Here is a 22,845-nt window from a genome sequence, read left to right on the forward strand (position 1 = left end):
TTTATCAATTTTTAAGCAATTGCTCGACTTTACAATTAAGTCTGGCTTTTTTTGAAGAACAAAGGAATAACGGAGCACATGGCACTTATCGTCCAAAAATACGGCGGCACTTCAATGGGCACGCCTGAACGCATTTTGAATGTCTCACGTCGTGTCAAGCGTTGGCATGATCACGGTCATCAAGTTGTTGTTGTCGTTTCCGCTATGAGCGGCGAAACTAATCGTTTGATTGGTCTTGCCAAAGCCATTAGTGAGACACCGGATCCACGCGAACTTGATCAGATGCTTGCTACTGGTGAACAAGTTACGATAGCAATGCTAGCGATGTCTCTAAAAAGCATCGGCTTAAATGCAAAATCATACACGGGTGGCCAAGTCGTTATCCGGACAGATAGTTCATTTAATAAAGCTCGGATTCAATCAATCGATGAATCAGCAGTACGTAAAGATCTTGACGCAGGCTCAGTGGTTATCGTTGCTGGCTTTCAAGGAATCGATGATGATGGCAATGTCACGACCTTGGGTCGCGGCGGCTCTGATACGACGGGTGTTGCGATGGCTGCTGCACTCAAAGCCGATGAATGCCAAATTTATACTGACGTAGATGGGGTCTATACAACCGACCCTCGCGTCGCGCCTAAAGCCAAGAAACTAGATCGCATTACTTTTGAAGAAATGCTTGAAATGGCAAGCCTTGGCTCAAAAGTATTACAAATTCGCTCTGTTGAATTTGCAGGAAAATATCAAGTGCCGCTACGGGTTCTGTCAAGTTTTGACAATGAAAACGATGGCGCATACGACGATGACTTTAAACACAACGTCGGGACATTAATTACGACTGAATCGGAAACGACTATGGAACAACCCATTATCTCTGGTATCGCGTTTAACCGTGACGAAGCTAAACTTATTGTACGCGGCGTACCCGATCAACCTGGTATTGCCTCACGAATCCTCTCCCCAGTCGGCGATGCAAATATTGAAATCGATATGATCGTGCAAAATGTCGCTGCGGACGGAACAACGGACTTTACGTTTACTGTGAATCGTTCAGACTATAAAAAGACCCTTGATTTGATGCAACAAATTGGTCGAGATGTTGGCGCGCGTGAAGTCACAGGCGATGATACGATTGTTAAAGTATCGATCGTTGGTGTTGGAATGCGTTCGCATGCGGGTGTCGCTAGCCAGATGTTCCGTACATTGGGTGCGGAAGGCATTAATATCCAAATGATCTCAACTTCAGAAATTAAAATTTCCGTCGTAGTCAATGAAAAGTACTTGGAACTGGCTGTCCGTGCACTGCATACCGCATTTGAATTGGACCGCGTAACAGGTGAAAGTCGCGCTCAAGCGTAATCAGAAGATTAAAACTTCAAATCCAGCAGCTTAGGAATAGACTGCTGGATGATACTTATTGTATCTTACGGTAACAAAGAACGCTAAAACGCGAACTATACTGCAATTTTTTTAATAAAAATGGTCTTAGGGTCTGTTAAGGCGGATTGCTTTACGCCATACTGCATACAGTAAAGAGGCAACTGATGGCAAGCCCATCAATGCTGACACAATGAAACAAGGAGAGTAAATATGCTGATTCTGACTCGTAGAGTGGGCGAAACGTTAATGGTTGGCGATGAAGTCAGCGTCACCGTATTAGGCGTTAAGGGTAATCAAGTTCGTATTGGTGTGAATGCACCTAAAGAAGTATCGGTTCACCGTGAGGAAATTTATCAACGCATTCAACATGAGCGTGCGATGCATGAGCACCTGCAGCATTTAGAGCAGGATTATCAACCCTCATTTGATGATGAACCATTTAATCGTTGATCTTTTTCATATCAATGAATAAATACGCATTGATATGAAGTAAATTGCTCATCCTCGTCATGCATTATTTTGAATAGACCTTTCCTCAAATTTAAAATAAGCTTTGATGAATATCATGGCTTATTTTTTTATTGAGCGTTGTTTATCATATTTAATTTTTTATGACTTAAAATTAGAAAAAAATATATAGATCGAATGATTTTATGATTTAATTCGCACCCTACGCCTTTAGCTCAACTGGATAGAGCACCTGCCTCCTAAGCGGAAGAAGTGGGTTCGAGTCCCGCAGGGCGTACCATTTTTTTGCTTTATTTTTGTTTACGATTGATGAGTGATTCTCGCACGAATTTCGGTATATTCGGTTTCACTCGCATTCACCCACCCTGTAAATTCGACACGAAAACTCCGACCAGACATCCGCAACAAAGAAATCGCTTTTAATCCATAATCTTTTTGGCTTTCATCAGCGACATACCAGTTAATGCTCGGAAATCCTCGTACACCGTACAACCCTTTTACGAGAAACTCTACAGTCTTACAAATTCGGGCTTCAAAATTTTTATCATGAGGTGAATAAAAAATAATGACACAATCTGTTTCTCCACCCAGAACAAAAGAGAATGTTTTATAAATTAAATCCATGATAAAAAAACTTTGTTCCTGAGCAGGTACCCGCTAAAAATTGTTAAACTTTTAAAATTGAAAACTCACCAAATCCTTTATTTTTTCACCTCAATGTCAAACGTATAAACAGTTCCAGCCTTCTTAAATATTTTTGATCGATGACCTAATTAACACACCAAGCAAAAGCACTACTCGCTCATACTTAAAAATGTATGAATTAGAATGAAATTCGACTGCAACCTATATTAACAATAAAATGATAACTAGTTAACACTTTGTTTGAGTATTTTTAAGCTCAACGACATTTCTCGTGTCTTCAATGATTCAAAATTCGCTTTAGTGCCTAAAAATCATAAATCCTCTTTTATTCGCTTTCGATTGCCCCTAACATAGCCACTTGAATTTAAATGCTCTATTGAAATCGGTTTGAAGGATTGTTTTATGCGCGCCAGTCAGTTTTTTTTCTCCACATTGCGCGATACGCCAAGTGATGCAGAGGTCATTAGCCATCAACTGATGCTCCGTGCAGGTTTGATTCGTAGACTCGCATCTGGCTTATACACGTGGATGCCGCTGGGCTTACGTGTATTGCAAAAAGTAGAAAACATAGTGCGTGAAGAAATGAACGCAAGTCATGCACTTGAGTTAAAAATGCCAGTCACTCAACCCGCTGAACTCTGGCAAGAATCTGGGCGCTACCAAGCTTATGGTCCAGAGCTTTTGCGCTTTAAAGATCGTCATGACCGCCCATTTGTACTCGGACCTACACACGAAGAAGTGATTACAGATATTGCCCGTGAAACACTAAAAAGCTATAAGCAGTTGCCCGTTAATTTTTATCAAATTCAGACCAAGTTTCGTGATGAAATTCGCCCACGCTTTGGTGTGATGCGTTCTCGCGAATTTTTGATGAAAGACGCCTACTCGTTTCATACCACACGTGAATCTTTAGCTGAAACATATCAAGTCATGTATGACACCTACAGCCGAATCTTTACCAGATTAGGTTTGAACTTTCGTGCAGTTCAGGCCGATACGGGCTCTATTGGTGGTTTTGCATCTCATGAGTTCCACGTTCTTGCGGATAGTGGTGAAGATGATATCGTCTTTTCTAATCTCTCAAGCTTTGCAGCCAACATCGAGAAAGCTGAAGCTATCAGTACGGGTGAACGCCCAGCAGCCAGCGTTGCGCTAACATTGGTTGATACGCCGAATCAAAAGACCATTGATGAAGTAAGCCAATTTTTAAATGTGACTAAGGACAAAACGGTTAAAACCCTCATTGTTCATGGCATTGCAGATGAAACAGGCAAGCATACTTTCGTTGCACTGGCACTGCGCGGTGATCACACCCTCAATGATATTAAAGCAGAGAAGATTGATGAAGTAGCTTCTCCTCTCACTTTCGCAAGTGATGAAGAAATTAAGGCACTTGGGCTAAGCATTGGTTATATCGGTGTACACGGTTTACCTATTCCGCTCTTTGTTGACCGTGCAGCGGCAGTGCTTGCTGATTTTGTTGCGGGTGCAAATGCGGAAAATCAGCACGCAACAGGTGTCAATTGGGACCGTGATGCGCAGATTACGCGTATCGTTGATATTCGTAATGTTGTTGAAGGTGATCCCTCACCTGATGGTCAAGGCACACTTACCATTAAGCGCGGCATTGAAGTGGGTCATATTTTCCAACTTGGACAGAAGTATTCTGAAGCCTTAAACTGCAAGGTTTTAGGTGAAGATGGTAAACCTTTGGTCGTGACCATGGGTTGCTATGGGATTGGTGTAACACGTGTGGTTGCAGCGGCAATAGAACAAAACTACGATGATAGCGGGATCTTATGGCCACAAGCGATTGCGCCGTTTACTGTCGCGATTGTCGCTATGAATCCAGCAAAATCTCCTCGAGCGGTTGCTGCCAGTGAAGAGCTCTATGCTGAACTGACTGCCCTTGGGCTCGACGTACTTCTCGATGATCGTAATGAGCGCCCAGGCGTTAAATTCGCTGATCTTGAGCTGATTGGTATTCCACATCGCGTTGTTATTGGTGAGCGTGGGCTTGATGCTGGAACATTTGAATACCGCGGACGTCGTGATAGCGAAGCACGTGAATTAACGAAAGATGAGCTATTCGCCTTATTAAAAGCTTAATTCGCATATACCCTATTGACCAAAACTGAGAAATGCGAGGCTAGTGAAGGCTGGCCTCGCATCTTTAGAAACTCACTGTCCCAATACGAAAGCTTTTATAACGTACAATATTAAGGAATTAAAGCCTCCAACTTTTGACGATATGCATCAGGAATTCGATCAGATTTCTGTGTATCAAAATCAAAATAAACCTGTACGGCCTTTCCTTTTGCGACTAAAACATCACTCTGCCATGCCTCTTGAACGACTACAAATGAGGAGTTTCCTACACGTTCAATCCCTGTTTTTAAAATCACCTCTTGCCCATAGTGTGTTTGAGCAACAAAATCAATTTCAATACGAGCCAAAATCAAAGTCAGTTTCTTGATATCCAGCTCAGGGGTAAAAATTCGAAAAACAGGTTCACGTGCCGCCTCAAACCACCCTGCAATCACTGTATTATTGATATGACCAAACGCATCAGTTTCATAGAAGCGTGGTAAAACCGTCATATTAAACATAAATATTCCTAAATAGTATAAACGAACAAAAACAGCACCTAGTCGATGCTGAATGTTACTTTCTTAAGCTAACCTTTCAAAAAAACAGGAATTAATGAGGTTAAGGGTGCACGAATCTCAGCACATTCATTTATGAGTTGATGAGAGGCATCTTCAATTAAGAGGGTCACTTTCGTACGAAATTTTCGATGCACGTATTTATTATTATATCGCCAATCTACCGTCTGATCACGTGCCCCTTGAACCAACCATACTGGAAAACGACTGGCTGGTAACTGCTCCATATACGGCATCCAGCGACTCAATGCCAATATCCAACTCATCGCCATTGCACGTGGTTGTAGTGGATCTTGCAGGCGAACAAACCGCAGGAACTCAGGGTTGCTATTATTGCGTCTAAAACTGCGTGGGATATTACGCTTCACTTTGCGAATTAAAGATAAACCAACTGGATTATGCCACCATGCACTTTTTGCAGGACGTACTAAGGGAGACATTAACAACAGACGATCAACAATTGGGGGCTGCTTTCTAGCACACGACTTAAGGACATGATCCATCCAAATCGCACAGCCTGTGCTCTGACCAGCTCCTAGCCAAGGTTTTGGCAGTTCATTAGTACCCTGATCAGTAACCCATTGATGAATATCTTTTAACACAGATTGATAGACTGAAAAATCAGTTATACCCGTCTCTTCACCAGAGGAAAGGCCATGACCAGGAAGATCAAATGACAGCACTGCATAGTTCTGCGAAAGTAACTCTGAAATCATCGGTTGATAAAGTGCCGAGTGCTCTAAATAACCATGCAGTAACCATAGGGTTCCGATCGCTTTGCCGAGTGGTTTAAAAATCTGAACATGAATTCTATGATCACCCGCACGAAGATAGCCTTGATGATGAATCGCAGAAAGCTGATCTAATGCATATAAAGCACGATAGCCGCGTAGCGAATCCGAGTCTTCGTTAAGATCGAGCGATAATGGCGGTAATTCTCGCGCGGTTTTTATACGGTCTGGAGCCGGTAACTGGCGCTCGCTAAAAGCTTCCGGTAAAACAACCGTACTCCCCACCTTAGCTTTAGTTTTTTTGAGTTTTGATATTTTAATGCGGGGGGTCTTTATATTCTGAACCTGAGTTTTAGATTCAATTCCACGCAAACGATCCATAATATTTTTCGTAGTGGGACGGTTTAAGGATGCAGCGTTTTCTTCATTTATTTGATTAACTGATTTTGCGATCTCAGCCATGATATCCATCCAGTTTTACACGTCATCTCAAGCCTAGCATACATGAAAGTACCGTACGACATCCACTAAGGCACCTCTCGGCACCCAACAACACCAAACCAACGATCACGGGTAAATGCAACAAGCTCATGTAGTGCTCGACGTGTATGGGTCAAGTTCCGAGCATCAGGCCACCATGGTGCAGGATCACCCGGTAAAGGTGCAGGCACCGCAACAGTTTCAATCCCATTCATAGCGAAGAGCCAACGTGCTCGGGGAATATGCCACTCATCGGTGACCAACTCCACACGCGGAGCTCCACCTAATTTCTGCAGCATTAATGCACTAAACCGGGCATTCTCACAGGTATTCATGCTGCGGGCCTCAAGCCATTGAGCTGTGACTCCCTTACTTTTAAGCCACGCTTGCATGTAAGGCGCTTCTACACCACTTAAAAATATCGGCAACTGAGTTGCTTGATGCTGACTTATAGCTTGTAATAACCGGAGTTGGCTAAAGATATTGGGAATAATATTACCTTGATCATCACGGGTAAGCCCTCCGCCCAGCACAACGATTGCTTGAGCCGTATTTTTTGATCCATCTAGAACAGGTTGAGGAGGCAAGTTTGTCAGATCAATCTTTGTTTCTGGATGATCGGCCCCCTTCTCAAGTATTGACTCATCGGCCAATTGCTGAATCTTACGTTTTTCATCTAATGTTCTTGCGTGGCTGAGCTCTTTAGCCAAATCTGTTTTAGATTGAGGCTTTTTGTCAGGAGTCAGTTCTTTAGAATTTGCAAGAATAGCGTTTTGTTTCGTTGATGTGAGCAGTAATGTCTTAGATTGAACCTGATCTTTTGTTTCATTTACGTCGGATGCAGATGCATCATCTGAAATAGCAACACTGGTTTGATGACTTGCTGCTGCAATAGGATTGACCTTGATATCAATTTTATTCAGATTTTTTAAAATAAAATCAGATAAGAAGGATGTCGTTGATAATAAAGTCAGGATCACAATCAGTAATATGAGCCACGCAACCATTTTTCCAAATCCATGTAGGAATAATCGACCATGCCGCTTTTTAGCTGGCGCTGACGAAACTTCTGTAGGCTTAGAAATTTCAGGCTGACTCATCGTATGCTCCGATTGGTACAACAGGTTCACGCTCAAGCTTGACAGAAAAGCGTGACCAAACGTCTGCCTGAACTGCCATCGACAATGCCAATACATCATGAGATGTGGCACCACCATAGTTCACAAGTACCAGAGCTTGCTTTTCATACATTCCTACACAACCAGCGATCCCGCCCAATCTTCGTCCTTTCCAACCCACCTGATCAATAAGCCAGCCAGCGGCCAGTTTCACCTGACCATCGGACTGCGGATAACCAGAAATCTGCGGCCACTCAGCTTTAAGACGCTCAAATTGACTTTTTGAGACGCATGGATTTTTAAAGAAACTTCCTGCATTCGCGATTTTATTTGGGTCTGGCAGTTTTTGACTACGGATATGAATAATTGCATTTGCAACTGATAACGGTGTTGGATGTTCACCAGCGGCTTGAATGACATCTCCATACCCTAGCACTAATTGTGGCTTCTTGCTGAGTGCAAAACGTACTGAAACGATGACCCATTCGCCGTCTTGTTGCTTGAACAGACTATCTCTATATGCAAACTGACACTCTTCAGGGCGTAAATCATGCAACTGCCCAGCGCGATCCATTGCTTGAACAGAATACAATCGATCAACGATCTCAACCCCGTATGCCCCAATATTTTGAACTGGCGCCGCACCGACAGTGCCTGGAATGAGTGCCAAGTTTTCGAGTCCAAACCAACCTCGTGCAATCGTTTCCATCACCAACTGATGCCACGATTCCCCTGCCATAACCTCAATAATGACTCTGTCACCATCGGTACGTAATAGTCGAATTCCTTTAAGCATTGGACGAATAACCAAGGCATTCAATGTATTTGGCAATAATAAATTACTGCCACCACCTAAAATTAACCGGGGTAAACGCTTAGCGGTTACGGATTGCAAAATATTTGAAAGGGCACGGATACTATAAACTTCTGCGACAAAGCGCGCCGTACAAGGTAAACGTAAAGTATTTAAACGATCTAGCGGTGAGTTCTCATTCAACGTTATCTGTTGGATCATGTTTGTTTTTTCCAATGGCGGACCCAAGCGGATGCACTGCTTTCAATATGATGAATCACCCGTTCAAAATCATGTGCTTCACCATAGTAGGGATCTGGAACTGACTGCAAAGGATATATGGGATCATGCTCACTCATCAGGGCTAACTTAGCAATAGAGTGTCCTTTGTTGATTTGCGGTGCTATCCGTAAGAGCCAATTCTGAAGATCTGACAAATTGGCATGATCCATGGCTAGAATCAAATCAAATTCGAAGAAATCCTGATCGCGAACTTGTCTGGCTTTCAGTGCAGACAAATCATAACCATGCTGCAAAGCATGGTGTTGGCTACGTCGATCAGGTGACACACTGGGGTGATAATTACTCGTGCCCGCAGAATCCACCGCTAATTGAAGCCCGTTCCTCTTAGCAATCGTTTTTAAAATCACTTCAGCCGTCGGTGAACGGCAGATATTTCCCAGACAGACACACAGCACGCGACTTGGAATAACCGTCATCCATTGCAACCCTATTAATAATATTTAAAAACGTATGCTATTGAAAATAATGGATAACAGAATCAGACAATAGGAAGAATTTCATCACAAAAATTGATCACCAACGACGAGATCAAAGCCAATATATCTTATAACGATGATCAGTTAAATTCGGTGACTATATTGCTTCAGCTTGTCCTGAATTGTGTGCTTAATCGTTATTTAGCTGATTAAGCACGCAGTTTTATAGGCTGGGATTCTTCACTACACCAATGAAAGGTAGATTTCTATAACGTCCTGCCGCATCTAAACCACAGCCCACCACAAATTTATTGGGGACTTGGAAACCGCAGTAATCAATTTTGATTTCTTTTTTCCGCGTTTCGGGCTTATCAAGCAGTGTCGCGACACGAATGCTATTAGCACCGCGCGAACCCAAAATTTCAGTTAGACGAAATAACGTTAACCCAGTATCAACGATGTCTTCACAAATAATGACATCTTTACCACGGATAGGATGAGTTAAATCTTTAAGAATTTCAATATCACCCGATGATACAGTGCCATCTTTATAACTAGATACTGCCATGAAATCGATGATCAACTCCAAGTCCACGGCCCTCATCAGGTCTGCCATAAAGATACACGAACCTTTTAAAATACCGATTAATACGAGATTTTTATTTCCAGCGTAGTCTTGGCTAATTTGCTGACCCAGTTGAATAACTCGCTGCTTAATTTGTTCAGCGGTATATAAGACTTCTAGATTAGGGTTCGTAAACTCGGATGGAATGATAGATGCGTTCAAGGAAGAGGATTGATTTGACATAGTTTGCAATGGTTTGCTTGGGGAATAAGAAATACTATTAGATTGGGCCCTATCAGTCAAACAGCTAACGTCCTCATTTCACAGTATCAAACTTCAAACCGTTCTTATATACATGCCATGGTGAGCTTTGATGAGGTGCGTAGCTCTGCTTATTGATGATGAGAATATACAACAAAAAGTGATCAAATTTCATTGTAAAATCAATAACACATTAGACCAATAATTTTCAGTCAGTCATGAATAGAAAATACTCTGAATATAACCAGTTGCAGGAATTATATAATGCAAGGATTTAGCTTCGATACGGTTCGTAAAATCGTCTGTGCAGCAGCTAGCAGACATACACTTGGGTCGATCTGTCTTGAGCTCGGCATCAAGCATGTGCTTTTCGTGACTGACCCTGGCATCATCAAATTTAATCTGCACTTAGATGCCCTTAAAAGCCTTGAACAAGCAGGCCTTCAAGTCACAATCTGTGCAGATGTCCAGGCCGATCCACCAGAACATATTGTTGTCCACGCAACTGAGTCCGCTAAAGTACAAGGCATTGATGGTGTCATTGGTTATGGCGGTGGTAGCTCCATGGATGTTGCAAAACTTATTGCACTCCTCGCAAACCCTGCACAATCTCAAAATATTTCAGAGATTTATGGTGTTAACAACATCATCGGTAAACGCCTCCCTCTCATTCAAATTCCGACTACAGCCGGTACAGGTTCAGAAGTCACCGCTGTTGCAATCGTGACGACAGGCGAAACAACTAAAATGGGGGTGGTTTCACCCACTCTATTTGCGGATGTTGCAATACTTGATGCAGAGCTCACACTCGACCTTCCCGCTGCGGTAACAGCCGCTACGGGTATAGATGCCATGGTTCATGCCATTGAAGCTTTTACTAGTCAACATAAAAAAAATCCCTATTCAGATATGCTTGCACGTGAAGCGTTGAAACTCTTAGATCAACATCTACAAACTGCTGTACATCATGGTCACGACATCAACGCTCGTGAAAAAATGTTGTTGGGTGCCATGATGGCTGGACAAGCTTTTGCGAACTCACCGGTCGCAGCGGTTCACGCATTAGCGTATCCATTAGGTGGGCACTATCACATACCACATGGATTATCGAATGCATTAGTCCTCATTCCTGTGCTAAGATTCAACTTGTTACATGCAACAGATTTATATGCAGAGCTCTATCGCACGCTTGAGCCTGCGGTAACCGGCAATAGCGATGAACTTGCAGAGAAATTAATCCAAAGACTGGAACAACATATTAAACACAGTGGATTACCAAAGAACTTAAGCGAAATGCGAATTAAAGACGCTCATGGTGATATTCATGCGATTCCACCTGAACACTTACCCATACTTGCTGCAGATGCCATGAAACAAACCAGACTACTTATCAATAACCCGCGTCCGCTGGTTGAAGCTGATGCCCTTGCGATCTATCAGGCAGCCTATTCATGACCCGTGCCACTCCCCACATCCGTGCAGACTACATCTGGTACACCGATATTCCCACCCGTTGGGCGGATAACGATATCTATGGACACGTCAACAATGTCATGTATTACAGTTACTTTGATACTATTGTTAATCGTTACCTGATTGAACTTGGTGGTCTTGATATCCAACACGGTCATGTCATTGGTTTAGTCGTCGACTCTGGTTGCAGCTACTTTTCACCTGTGGCATTTCCCGATCGGCTTGAAGGCGGCCTGCGCGTTGCTCATCTTGGACACTCATCAGTTTATTATGAAATTGGCATCTTTCATGAAGGTGCAGATGCAACCACAGCGCAAGGTCGCTTTGTGCATGTTTTTGTTGATCGCGAGTCGCGTAAGCCTGTAGCCATCCCAGCCGATTTGCGAGAAAAGCTAGCGTTGCTTCTAAAGATGGAAAGTGAGTGATTTAAGGATATGCCGATCATTTTTTGGAAATTACAGACAGAGGATAAAGAGCATTATCGTCAAGGTTTAGCATATTTATGAAATTGGATAAAATTCGCATTGCTACTCTTGCCGATGCTTTTGAAATCGCCACTCTCGTCAATGCAGCCTATCGCCCCAAGTCTGATCAAGCAGGTTGGACACATGAATCTAACCTTATTTCAGGTTCTCGCACAAGCTATGACCAGATTATTGAAATCATACAAAAAAATGATTCGATTATTTTAGTTGGCATTCATGATACAAAAATTTATGCCTGTGTACATATCGAAAAAACAGATGATCATTGCTATATCGGCATGCTGGCAGTGGCTCCAGCATCACAAGATTCAGGGTTAGGCAAAGAAATGCTCAACCGTGCTGAACAGTTTGCTATCGACTACTTCTCAGCTGAAAAATTTGTAATGATAGTCTTATCCGCGCGCCATGAATTAATCTCTTTTTATATTAGACGCGGATATCAAAAGACAGGTACGAGTATGGACTATCCCTTATCTGCAGGTGTTGGTTTGCCTAAACAAAATAACCTGAGGATAGAAGTACTCGAAAAAGTCGTGGCCCTGAGAACATTATCCAGCTAAACCCTCTTTCATCACCAGCTCAATAATCTCGCCCTCAAACTCAGTTAGAAGTGGCGCAACAACTGGGTCAATGACAAGCAGCTCGCGTGCTTTAATTTGCGCTTGTTTAATTCGTAATTCTTTACGCTGTACAGGGGTAATCTCATCTGGAGTAACATTGGTAATTTCAAGCTGAGTTTGTGGCCAGTCTTCTTTCAATGCTTCGAGCAGTCCATGACGCATTTCAGCGGTTAAAACACGATGTTCAGCTGCGATTACAAACTCAATAGCGCCGCCAATTGCACCCCGCATCAATCCGTGCTGACCTAGACTTAAGACCCCGCCAAACAACTTTCCAACAAGCGCTCGTTCGCGAAGCCAATATTCCCATTTTTCAGCTGTCCACTCACCAGATAACTCAGCAACGGGATGAGCCAGAATTTCAAAAGGATTCAAATCACCTGACTGGTAAATGGTTGTTGCAGCCTGTACCGAAGTGGTACTCTCCTCAAGTGGTACATGGAGCAGCTCATCGACAACGATACTCTTTCCACGCTCAACAAACTCAATTTGATCGTCGACTGATGTATCTGTTGTTAGGATCTCATGGGCAGAATTTAAAATCTGTTCATCATCAACCCTATCTTCGACATGATCATCTTGGCTTGCTAAAAACGATTGATCGGCATATTCAGCATCATGTGCATCAATCCTCTCAGCAGATAGCTCAACTTGCTCTTCATGATCAATGCTATCTGAGCTCACTGATGCAGGCAACTCATGCACCTGAAGAAATGTTTCTTCAGCGGGTTCAACAATGACAGGACTGGATTCCGCAATAGGGTGATGAATAACACTCGATGGAATTACTTCACTGTTTTTTTTTAGTTCAACATCATCATTTGACTCTAAACGCTCTGGTTGAGTGGTTTGATGCGCATGAATATGATCAGACCCAAGACCAGAAGACTCGTGGTTTTGCTTTATGACTACGGTCTCGGTCACAGCCAATGGTCTAAAAGCAAGTAAACGCAAAACACACATCTCAAAGCCTTGTTGAGCCGTCACTGCGAGCTTCAAATCCGCACGCCCTTGCAGTGCAATCTGATAATACAATTGCACATCTTGACGATCTAGACTCGAAGCCAATTGATGCAGAATTTCTGCTTCAAGTGGTGTTCCGATATCGGCTTGTTTAGGCAATAACTGAGCAAGTGCAACTTGATGCAAGAGAGTGATCAACTGATCAAGTACAGCACTCACATCCACAGCTTGTTGGGTTAGATCAAATAGTATCTTTGCAACGCGATCACCCTGCCCTTGATGAATGGCCTGTAATAAATGTGCAACTTGGCTACGATCGAGCAGACCCAGCATGGTTTGCACATCAGCGCCCTGTACACTGCCTTGTCCATAAGCAATCGCTTGATCGGTCAACGACATGGCATCACGAAGTGACCCTTGTGCGGATTCTGCCAACAACCAAAGTGCAGCATCATCAAATGCAATTTGCTCTTTACCCAGTACCTGTGCCAGGTGATCATGAATTTCCTGTCGTGGCAGTGGTCTCAACGTAAATTGCAAACAACGGGATAAAACCGTCACCGGCAATTTCTGGGGATCCGTTGTCGCCAACAAAAACTTAACGTGCTCAGGGGGCTCCTCTAGTGTTTTAAGCAGGGCATTAAAACTATGTGTCGACAGCATATGAACTTCGTCGATCAAATAAACCTTATAACGCCCCTGAGTGGGTGCATAAGGGACATTATCCAGTAGCTCACGTGTATCTTCGACTTTAGTACGAGATGCAGCATCAATTTCAATCAGATCAATAAATCGACCTTCATCGATTGCCCGGCAAGTTCCACATACACCACAGGGTGTCGCAGTAATGCCCGTCTCACAATTTAGGCATTTCGATAAAATACGTGCAATCGTTGTTTTACCAACCCCCCGTGTACCCGTAAATAAGTAAGCATGATGTAATCGACCACGCTCAAGTGCGCTGCCTAGTGCACGCGATACATGCGTCTGCCCTACCAATTCCGCAAAATTGCGAGGACGATACTTACGCGCTAAAACTTGATACATGCAGACTTCCAACTAAAAACACGGGGGAGAATAATAAAAAACGATCATCAAATCGATTCAGGTGGATGCTTGTCGCACCGTAAATTTTAACATAAGTCTAGGATAACTAATTTAACAAGGGTAAACACGCACGTTTTAATTTTTGACACAACAAAAGCAATGTCCAAAATCCGTTTTAAACGTCTTAATGCTCAATCATAAATTCATTCTGCTGTTGCTGCATTCACCTTTTCCCAGCAATGCAATAAATATTCAACATCCCAGGCAGCACGATGTTGTCGTCCTAACTCTTTTTTTGTTGTCTCTAAAATATCGAATAAGGGCTCATCAAATACATCTGGAGCGGCTAAAACATCTTGCGACATCAAACGGATCATGAGCCATATGGCATCCCCAACCACAAAGGTCATGCTTTGACCACACGCCGTGAATAAAGCTTGTATCCAGCGCAAATCATAACGAGGAACATCACTATAAAGCACCTGACCCGCAAGACTTTCATTCATGCGTTGGCATAACCAATGGGGGTCAACACCATCTTCAAATAGTTGCTTAAGACTAATACCATGGATTCTTTGCGAATCTTCACTCCAATCCACCCATTCTTTAATATCACTCGGATTAATTAAGTAACTTTCTATTTTCCCTAATTCTGAGCCCCATGCCACCTCGATCGGAAATGATCGTGCCGATAGACTTGAAGCTTCACAATCAATAAAAATAGGTCGATGAGGGATATTTTCTAAACTCATAACCAACCTCGACGACCATTAATCACTTTATCTGCCAATTGCAATGTCCGTTGACTGAGCCACCAGAATCGAGGGTCTCCACCCATAGAATCCATGCTATAACTTGTGACAAATGCAATACTCAGCTCTCGATCAGGATCGCACCATGCACCTGAACCGTTATACCCCATATGACCAAAACCATTCGGAACACGTTTGCCCATCGTGATTACACGATGGTACCCGAGACGCCAACTCATCGAAATTGGCATGACGCGATCACGACGGCGATGTTGAATCGTTGCTAGTTGACTCATCGTTTTTTGCGAAAGATAGGATTTGCCTTCAAACTCACCACCCGCGGCAAGCACTGCATATATCTTTGCTAATGCTCGAGCGCTGAATACGCCATTGAACGCAGGCATACAGGCTTGCAGGGCATCATCACTAAACAAATCAAATTGCCCCATCTTTTTGGGAACCAGTGCATCTCTGACATCTAAAGGATCTTGTCCAAAGAATTTTAAGATACTCTGTGTTGCTGTCAGCGTTGGCGGTGCCTTAGAACGCGGCTTGGAATTTTCTGGGGGATTTGAGTGTGTTGCTGGCGGCTTGCGATATGGTCGCGCAACCCGCTCAAGCTCCGTATCCGGCGTACCGAAATACGCTTCTCCAGTCAGTCCAAGGGGTTCAACCAGTTCTCGCTCGAAAGTCACTGCGAGCGGCTCTTGCATTACTTTTTCAATGACACCACCCACTAACCAGCCGAAACTCAATGCTTGATATGCGCTTGCAGAGTTAGGCTCAAATCGGGGTATCGCTTGTTCATAGGCTTTAAGCATCGCATCCCAATCCAGCATCATTTCAGCAGAATGGATGACGTGGCGGATATCATAAAGTCCTGAGGAATGAGACAATAAATGGCGTAAGGTAATATTTTCCTTACCTAAAATTCCAAATTCTGGCCAATACTCACGAACAGGACGATCGTAATCCAGATAGCCTTTATCAACGAGGATATGAACAAGCGTTGCGAGCACTCCTTTGCCCGTTGAATATGAAAGACTTAAGGTATCCTCTTGCCACAATGTCGCACCTTGCTGTAATCCCATCCATAAATCAGCAACCAACTCCCCACGAAAATAGACGGCTAATGCCACACCGCCTTTGCGATTCAGAGGGATGACCTGACGCAACGCTTGCATCAACGGTTCAAATTCTGGCGTACACGATCCATTAACCACATATTCGGTTTGTCCGCGTAACTGCTGAATGAGGTTAAGGATCTCCATGGATTATTATTCCTGTATTAAATATCTTTGCGATCTAACGTCTTTATTAATAGTTATTGCATTTTTATAGTTAATAAGCCTAATAAACTGGATTGTACAGAGAATTATGCTTTTTTCTAGTGTATTCATCAGACTAAACCCCTAGTTCGCGCAATATTAATGCAGGAGAGGTATTCCAGAGAGAACGTACTCGGCTTAATCCAACCACAACTGTTATTATCATCATGAATAGCGGTGCGACAACCCACCATGCGCCATGCAAACCTACCGCTAAATCAAATCGCCACGCCAAAACCAAACCGACCACTTCAGCAATCACTACTGCAAGCAATCCAGCAGAAAATCCTAAACTGGCAAGCTCTAGCATCAAACGTAAGCGCAATTGCGACTTTGAAGCACCTAAGGTTCGCAGTAAGGCGGCTTCGCGCTTCCGCTCATCCATCGTGGAGTGGATACTTGCAAGCAACACCAGAAGGCCAGATAAACCAACCAGGCTTGCAAGCAGAGTTAATGCTTGTCCTAGCATATCAAGCAAATGACGGATTTCTTGCAAAATCGCATCGATATCAATCAGCATCGTTGTTGGGAATTGTTGAATCACCGTGGCTAATTTTCGATGATCGCTTTCGGGTAAATAAAAACTACCGAGATAGCTTCCTGCATTGACATCCAAGGACCCTTTTGAATACATAAAAAAGAAATTGGGCTTAAAACTATCCCAGTCAACTGATCGTAAACTGACAACAGTGGCAACAAGCCGCCCTTCAGGCAAGCTCATTTCAATACGGTCCCCCAAATGAATTCCAAGTTTACCTGCCAATTTCGTCTCGACTGAAACTTGCATTGGAGCAGTAAATGGATGTCCAGCAACCAAAGCATTATCAGATGGAATTTGATCAGTCATCGTCAGATTGAGTTCACGTTCAAGTCTATTCTCTCGTCGAAGCTGACTACCCAATTCATGATCATTAATGCTTTTTAATCTCCCTTTAACACTGGGGTAAAGTGGCGTACTCACCCAATGATACTGAGCAATTGCTGCTGTAAATGCATCTTTTTGATCAGGAGGAAGCCCGTATACAAACTGATTCGGAGTACCTAGTGGCAGGCTGGTTTGCCAGCGGTTAAGCAAATCGCCGCGCAATAACAAGACAACGCCGATCAGGCCCAGCCCCATGGCTAAAGAAACAATTTGCAATGCAGTCGTTGCAGGTTGGCGTAATAAAGCCGACTCCACACGTCCACTGCGTTTCACAGCGATAATGACCAACCAAGCTATGGCAAAAATGACTAAGAAAACAACACTGATAGCGACAAGGATTATTAAACTAAACCATAGTTTTCCAGTTTGCAAAACCACAAAGCCCAGTAATGCAGCCCAAGCTAATCCAAAAATAAACAATGAAGACCAGACCCGTGAATGAACACCTAATACCGAAAACACACTTGTTCCCAAGTCTGTACGCAAAACTTTTAACGGTGAAACTCGGAGCATTTGTAATAACGCAGGCAAAGCAAAACCCAAAAGCGTCACTGTCGCCGTGAGCATCCCTGTAAGCAATGGTGCTTTGATAAACAGTAAAGGTTGAAAGTTAATTTCCAGTGACGGTAAGGTATCTCGCAACATTATTAACAAACCTTCTGCAAAAAATGCTCCAAGACCCAAACCCATCAGTACTGCAATCCCCCAAACCACCCAGAGCACGCCTAAATACGCAAACCAGATCTGTAGCCGTGTGGCACCGAGACAGCGAATTAAGGCGAGACCATCTATCTGCTTTGCTGCAAAACGTCTAGCTGACAACGCCACCGCAATACCGCATAAGACAACGGTCAGTAGTCCTGCGACTTGTGCGTAATCACTTAATAAACGAATCGGCTGATTTAATCGATTATTGTTCTGCACCGCTGTCCTTAATCGTTCCGCACTGGTTAATAGTCTTTGATTTTCCTTAATAAAACTACTCACCACATCAGGTGAACCTGCGAGTAACAATCGATACTCTAATCGACTCCCGGGTTGTATGATCTGCGCTTGAGCAATGTCATCCATACTCATGATAATAGACGGTGAAAAGCCAGTCATACCGAGCTCACGATTCGCATCTCGACGAATCACTCCAGCAATCCTTAGATTAGCCTCACCAATGCGGATAGACTGTCCTATCGCAACCTGTAATACATCCAATAACCGTGGTTCGACCCAAACTGTCCCTTTTAAAGGCGCATGACTCTGTCGTACCTCTCCACTCTGAAACTCTATCGATAAATCACCGCGTAGCGGAAAGTTGGCTTCTACGGCCTTTACGCTGGACAGGGCGAACTGTTCACCTGCTTGTGCCATCGAACTAAACGCCAAAACGTGGCTTTGTTTCAATGCAAAAGCACGTGTGTTCCAAGCAGATTGAATGGGTGACGTGCTGGTAACCGCAATATCCGCAGCCAATAACTGTCCTGCTTGCTGTTGTACCGCACTTAATAACGTACGGGTTGTAAACTGCAACATCGTCGTTGCTGTTACAGCTAAAATTAATGCCGTAATCAACAGCCCCAATGTACGACTACCTATACTTTGCCTGAGAAGCACGCTAAAAACACTCATGATCCCAAACCTACCCTCTCATCCAATACAGAAGCCAGAGATGGAATATTATGAGGTTGCTCATCAGCGTCCAAATAACCTGCAACCAAATGAAGCTGTCGATTACAACGACGAGCCAAGGTAAGATCGTGCGTTACGACAACCAATGTAGTCCCCTGCTCGCGATTTAGCTCAAATAATAAATCTTCGATATCATTTGCCGTTTGGCCATCTAAATTTCCAGTCGGCTCATCCGCAAAAATAATTTTTGGCTCATGGACCAATGCTCGGGCGATTGCAACGCGTTGTTGCTCGCCGCCGGATAACACTCTGGGGTGCTGAAGCTTTCTAGCTGAAAGTCCTACGCGATCCAGCATATTCCCGGCAAACTCACGGGCTTGTTTTGCCGGAATACGTCGAGCGAGTGTTAAGGGTAAAGCCACATTCTCTAGGGCACTTAAATGCGGCAATAACTGAAATGATTGAAAAACAAACCCGATATAATCTAAACGAATTCGAGCACGTTGATCTTCGTTTAAATCTTGCAGTGGCTCATCAAAGATACGGATTTTTCCTGAAGCAGCGGTATCTAGCCCCGCAAGCAAACCCAGCAATGTTGACTTTCCTGAACCAGATCGCCCCGTAATCGCAACTTGTTCGCCTTGACAAATCTGAAAAGAAATATCATTTAAGACCGTTAACAAACCCGCTTCAGTCTTGACGATTTGAGTGACATGTTCTACTTGAATCGCGACAAGCTTTTCTGGATGATGTTTTACGTCAGAGTTTAAACGTGGATCAATAATGCTTCTATTCTGCGCGGAGGTCTCTGACGGCTCCCCAACCAACAAATCCGACATAAAAGTACCCTTAAAGATTGATATCGCTTGAAACGAGAATGACATGCAAGATTTAAAACATTACAGATTACTATCAGCTTTATCTGACACGATAACTCGAAAACTGAAGACACCCAGTTGGATTTTGTTAATGGGAATGAGTGTTTTAGTCACTGCTGGTGCACATGCTAAGAGCGTGTTGATTGTTGGTGATAGTTTGAGTGCAGGTTACGGGATTGATCCCCAAAACGGCTGGGTCAACAAATTGCAAACGACCTTAGATCTTAAGAGAAAAGGACAGCATCAAATCATCAATGCCAGTGTCAGCGGCGAGACATCCAGCGGCGGACTCACTCGACTGCCAAAACTTCTAAAGACCTATAAGCCCGATATCGTCATTTTAGAACTTGGCGGCAATGATGGTTTACGAGGTCAGCCCCCAGCGATCCTACAAAGTAATTTGACGCATATGATCAAACTGAGTCAAGCCAATCATGCGAAGGTGATATTACTGGGAATGAGAATACCACCCAGCTATGGTAGCGCTTATACGACAGCCTTTAGCGATACATTTAAAACTGTTGCTAAAACCGAGAAAGTGACGTTTATTCCCTTCTTTTTAGAAGGCGTGGCAGGACATCCTGAATTAATACAAGCGGATGGTATCCACCCTAGAACGGAAGCCCAGACACGGTTACTGCAGAATGTATTGCCAACTATCGAGAAAATATTAAAATAATTTTTATTGTAATAAGATGCCACACATGTGATTAAGGCGTCACAATTCCCTCAGGATGTTTTGGCAAATCATCCTGAATATCCCACCAGCTAGACTTTGATGCCACATACGCATGTACAGATGGTCGTACCGTCAGTGGCTCATCCAGTAAGCCAGCACGAATACGCATTACACCCGGCAAATTTGAACGCGCACTATAGATGGGTGATCCACATCGGGAGCAAAAGAAACGTTTCTTTCCTGGTGATGATTCATACTGCGTTAATAATTCCAAACCAGTAATGAGTTCAAAATTTGACGTTAAGACTGGGGTGTTCGTTGCAAAAGGGCCACCTTGGGCTCTACGACACTGAGCACAATGACACACTTGGATGGGTTCTAGCGCTGCGTCGATTTTAAATTTAACCCCACCACAGAGACAGCTGCCAGTTATCATCAAAAAATCCTTCTAAGATCATGTCATAGTTATGCTAAATATTAACCTTGATAGTACCAGTGCCAAGGTTCGTATTGGTATCCGTAAATATTATTTCGTGGGAAAGACATGATAAAACCAAATTGCTTTGCATATTGAACTAACCATTGAAAACTCTCGGTCTGTTCAAATGCCTCTTCTAGCAATGCACAATTCTCAGTACCGATATCAATCGCACGCCCAGTATGGTGTTCGCTATATCCGGGAATTGCGCTGACAGCCAAAATTTGCTCAAGGGGCAAACCACTGAGTTTTTTCCGTTGTATGATTTCTACCTGACGATCGACACTGCGAAACGCTGAGACAACAAAAAAATCAATACCTTGTGCCTTTGCAGTCTCATGCATTTTAAACCATGCACCCGCGGCATGTGGCTCAAGATGATATTCACGGCCATCCTCATCCGCAGCAATCAAGACGAGATCTTTGGCCTCAGGCTGTAAAACTAACCCTCGCTCCAGAACGATCTCAGATGGAATCCCAAGCTCATGCAATATCGAAGCGATACGTTGACGATATCTTAAAGATTCCACCCGTTCTCTACCTTAGCCGTTACGCTTAGCAAAGTCTTGCATAAATGCAACCAAAGCCTGTACGGCTTCTAAAGGAACCGCATTATAAAGACTCGCACGCATTCCTCCGACAGAGCGGTGTCCGGCTAAATTCAATAGGCCCGCAGCAGTACTTTCAGCAAGGAAAGCTTTTTCAAGCGATGAGTCTGCCAAGGTAAAAGGCACATTCATTTTGGAGCGATTTGCAGGATTGATTGGATTGGCATAAAAACCACTTCGATCAATATAATCGTATAGTAATGTTGCTTTCTCTTGATTGAGTTTCTGCATGGCTGTTAATCCACCCTGCTCGATCAACCACTCAAATACCAATCCAGCCAAATACCAACCAAACGTTGGTGGTGTATTGATCATCGAACCACTGTTAGCCTGTTTAGCGTAGTCTAATAGACTTGGGATAGTGGATTGTGCTTTCCCAATCAAGTCCTCTCGGACAATAACCAAAGTCAGTCCTGCTGGACCAATATTTTTTTGTGCGCCCGCATAAATCAAACCAAATTTAGAAACATCAAGTGGTTCTGACAGGATTGAAGATGAAAAGTCTGCAACCAGTGGGGCTTCAACCTCAGGAATGAAATCATATTGCAATCCACCTATGGTTTCATTCGGTGTGTAATGTACATAGGCAGCATCAGGGGTCAAATTCCATGTCGACTGCGCTGGAACATGGTGATAATGATCAGCGCCACTTGTCGCTGCAATATTCACATTTCCGTAGCGCTGCGCCTCTTTGATTGCACCTTGAGCCCAAATACCAGTATCAATATAGTCGGCTGTTTGGCCTGCGCCAAGCAAGTTTAATGGCACAGCCGAAAATTGCAGCGTGGCGCCACCTTGCAAAAATAATACTTTGTAATTCGAAGGAATACCTAAAAGTGAGCGTAAATCGGCTTCCGCTTTGTCTGCTGCGCCAACGAAATCTTTACTGCGATGGCTCATTTCCATGATGGACATGCCTGTACTATGCCAGTCAGGAAGCTCAGATTGAGCACGATTGAGTACGGCAGTAGGCAGTGCGGCAGGACCTGCACAGAAGTTAAAAGCACGCATGAAAATATGTCCTTGCGAAGTAAAATAACAATGGAAAAAACAGTTCTAATTTAAGGCACATATTTAACCATATTTTTGAACCTGATAACGACGAGATTCATCTCGTTTATTCTTATGCCCCAGACAAACACATTTGTTGTGTAAATTAATTC

At 43.5% G+C, this 22,845-nt stretch carries 22 protein-coding genes and 1 tRNA gene; 8 read left to right on the top strand and 15 right to left on the bottom strand.

All coding sequences use genetic code 11. The features are described 5' to 3' along the window. The first annotated feature begins 78 nt into the window (after positions 1–78). The 3 genes from HYN46_RS08440 (at position 79) to HYN46_RS08450 (ending at position 2,128) form a co-directional block, all read left to right on the top strand. The gene (locus HYN46_RS08440; protein WP_114898973.1) at positions 79–1,359 is read left to right on the top strand and encodes an aspartate kinase; all 1,281 of its coding nucleotides are present in this window, start codon (positions 79–81) and stop codon (positions 1,357–1,359) included. A 231-nt stretch (positions 1,360–1,590) separates the two neighbouring features. Further along, on the top strand, positions 1,591–1,830 hold the full coding sequence (csrA, locus tag HYN46_RS08445) for a carbon storage regulator CsrA (RefSeq protein WP_114898974.1): 240 nt from the start codon (positions 1,591–1,593) through the stop codon (positions 1,828–1,830). A gap of 222 nt (positions 1,831–2,052) precedes the next feature. Continuing rightward, positions 2,053–2,128: transfer RNA gene (locus tag HYN46_RS08450), tRNA-Arg, on the top strand. Between the two features lie 20 nt (positions 2,129–2,148). Here HYN46_RS08450 and HYN46_RS08455 read toward each other — a convergent pair. Beyond that, positions 2,149–2,472 carry a hypothetical protein gene (locus tag HYN46_RS08455; protein ID WP_114898975.1) on the bottom strand — a complete coding sequence of 108 codons (324 nt, stop codon included), beginning with the start codon at positions 2,470–2,472 and terminating at the stop codon, positions 2,149–2,151. 423 nt (positions 2,473–2,895) lie between these two features. Here HYN46_RS08455 and HYN46_RS08460 point away from each other — a divergent pair, with 423 nt between their 5' ends. Beyond that, complete coding sequence (locus HYN46_RS08460; protein WP_114898976.1) at positions 2,896–4,602, top strand: proline--tRNA ligase; 1,707 nt, start codon at positions 2,896–2,898, stop codon at positions 4,600–4,602. 110 nt (positions 4,603–4,712) lie between these two features. Here the strand turns inward: HYN46_RS08460 and HYN46_RS08465 are convergent, their stop codons facing one another. From HYN46_RS08465 to hpt, 6 genes are all read right to left on the bottom strand, one after another. Next, positions 4,713–5,102, bottom strand: coding sequence for an acyl-CoA thioesterase (locus HYN46_RS08465; protein ID WP_114898977.1), 390 nt, complete (start codon positions 5,100–5,102; stop codon positions 4,713–4,715). 68 nt (positions 5,103–5,170) lie between these two features. Then, positions 5,171–6,352, bottom strand: a complete 1,182-nt coding sequence (locus tag HYN46_RS08470; RefSeq protein WP_228254776.1) for an alpha/beta hydrolase — start codon at positions 6,350–6,352, stop codon at positions 5,171–5,173. Between the two features lie 65 nt (positions 6,353–6,417). Continuing rightward, positions 6,418–7,470: a YdcF family protein gene (locus HYN46_RS08475; RefSeq protein ID WP_114898978.1), complete on the bottom strand. Its 1,053-nt coding sequence runs from the start codon at positions 7,468–7,470 to the stop codon at positions 6,418–6,420. Further along, entirely contained in the window at positions 7,457–8,503 is a 1,047-nt protein-coding gene (murB, locus tag HYN46_RS08480; protein WP_114898979.1) for a UDP-N-acetylmuramate dehydrogenase, read from the bottom strand. Before murB ends, HYN46_RS08475 begins: the two co-directional genes overlap by 14 nt. Then, the gene (locus HYN46_RS08485; protein WP_114898980.1) at positions 8,500–9,000 is read right to left on the bottom strand and encodes a low molecular weight protein-tyrosine-phosphatase; all 501 of its coding nucleotides are present in this window, start codon (positions 8,998–9,000) and stop codon (positions 8,500–8,502) included. Before HYN46_RS08485 ends, murB begins: the two co-directional genes overlap by 4 nt. A gap of 223 nt (positions 9,001–9,223) precedes the next feature. Then, positions 9,224–9,787 carry a hypoxanthine phosphoribosyltransferase gene (gene hpt / locus HYN46_RS08490; protein WP_228254777.1) on the bottom strand — a complete coding sequence of 188 codons (564 nt, stop codon included), beginning with the start codon at positions 9,785–9,787 and terminating at the stop codon, positions 9,224–9,226. A 303-nt stretch (positions 9,788–10,090) separates the two neighbouring features. Between hpt and HYN46_RS08495 the strand changes: the two genes are divergently transcribed. The 3 genes from HYN46_RS08495 to HYN46_RS08505 all read left to right on the top strand — a co-directional run bounded on the left by HYN46_RS08495 (position 10,091) and on the right by HYN46_RS08505 (position 12,344). Further along, the gene (locus tag HYN46_RS08495) at positions 10,091–11,281 is read left to right on the top strand and encodes an iron-containing alcohol dehydrogenase (protein ID WP_114898982.1); all 1,191 of its coding nucleotides are present in this window, start codon (positions 10,091–10,093) and stop codon (positions 11,279–11,281) included. Continuing rightward, complete coding sequence (locus tag HYN46_RS08500) at positions 11,278–11,724, top strand: acyl-CoA thioesterase (RefSeq protein ID WP_114898983.1); 447 nt, start codon at positions 11,278–11,280, stop codon at positions 11,722–11,724. The genes HYN46_RS08495 and HYN46_RS08500 overlap by 4 nt, the downstream gene beginning before the upstream one ends. Before the next feature lie 77 nt (positions 11,725–11,801). Beyond that, entirely contained in the window at positions 11,802–12,344 is a 543-nt protein-coding gene (locus HYN46_RS08505) for a GNAT family N-acetyltransferase (protein WP_114898984.1), read from the top strand. On the opposite strand, the gene dnaX is transcribed toward HYN46_RS08505, so the two are convergent. From dnaX to HYN46_RS08530, 5 genes are all read right to left on the bottom strand, one after another. Next, a complete protein-coding gene (dnaX, locus tag HYN46_RS08510; protein ID WP_114898985.1) occupies positions 12,333–14,414 on the bottom strand; it encodes a DNA polymerase III subunit gamma/tau in 2,082 nt (693 codons plus the stop codon). The genes HYN46_RS08505 and dnaX overlap by 12 nt on opposite strands. Positions 14,415–14,617: 203 nt before the next feature. Continuing rightward, positions 14,618–15,166 (bottom strand): 3'-5' exonuclease family protein, encoded by a 549-nt coding sequence (locus tag HYN46_RS08515; protein WP_114898986.1) that lies wholly within the window; start codon positions 15,164–15,166, stop codon positions 14,618–14,620. Further along, entirely contained in the window at positions 15,163–16,437 is a 1,275-nt protein-coding gene (locus HYN46_RS08520) for a serine hydrolase domain-containing protein (protein ID WP_228254778.1), read from the bottom strand. The genes HYN46_RS08515 and HYN46_RS08520 overlap by 4 nt, the downstream gene beginning before the upstream one ends. 133 nt (positions 16,438–16,570) lie before the next feature. Further along, on the bottom strand, positions 16,571–19,039 hold the full coding sequence (locus tag HYN46_RS08525; RefSeq protein WP_114898987.1) for an ABC transporter permease: 2,469 nt from the start codon (positions 19,037–19,039) through the stop codon (positions 16,571–16,573). Beyond that, the gene (locus tag HYN46_RS08530; protein ID WP_114898988.1) at positions 19,036–19,878 is read right to left on the bottom strand and encodes an ABC transporter ATP-binding protein; all 843 of its coding nucleotides are present in this window, start codon (positions 19,876–19,878) and stop codon (positions 19,036–19,038) included. Before HYN46_RS08530 ends, HYN46_RS08525 begins: the two co-directional genes overlap by 4 nt. A 130-nt stretch (positions 19,879–20,008) precedes the next feature. On the opposite strand from HYN46_RS08530, the gene HYN46_RS08535 reads away from it, so the two are divergent. After that, complete coding sequence (locus tag HYN46_RS08535; protein ID WP_228254779.1) at positions 20,009–20,596, top strand: arylesterase; 588 nt, start codon at positions 20,009–20,011, stop codon at positions 20,594–20,596. A gap of 31 nt (positions 20,597–20,627) precedes the next feature. Here the strand turns inward: HYN46_RS08535 and HYN46_RS08540 are convergent, their stop codons facing one another. Genes HYN46_RS08540 through serC form a run of 3 tightly spaced genes read right to left on the bottom strand, consistent with a single transcriptional unit; the run spans position 20,628 to position 22,693 of the window. Beyond that, positions 20,628–21,032: a GFA family protein gene (locus tag HYN46_RS08540; RefSeq protein WP_114898990.1), complete on the bottom strand. Its 405-nt coding sequence runs from the start codon at positions 21,030–21,032 to the stop codon at positions 20,628–20,630. A 41-nt stretch (positions 21,033–21,073) separates the two neighbouring features. Next, positions 21,074–21,604: a M15 family metallopeptidase gene (locus HYN46_RS08545; RefSeq protein WP_210009107.1), complete on the bottom strand. Its 531-nt coding sequence runs from the start codon at positions 21,602–21,604 to the stop codon at positions 21,074–21,076. Between the two features lie 12 nt (positions 21,605–21,616). Continuing rightward, complete coding sequence (gene serC, locus HYN46_RS08550) at positions 21,617–22,693, bottom strand: 3-phosphoserine/phosphohydroxythreonine transaminase (protein ID WP_114898991.1); 1,077 nt, start codon at positions 22,691–22,693, stop codon at positions 21,617–21,619. Positions 22,694–22,845: the final 152 nt, after the last annotated feature.

It is taken from the genome of Aquirhabdus parva (assembly GCF_003351745.1).
Lineage (GTDB): Bacteria > Pseudomonadota > Gammaproteobacteria > Pseudomonadales > Moraxellaceae > Aquirhabdus > Aquirhabdus parva.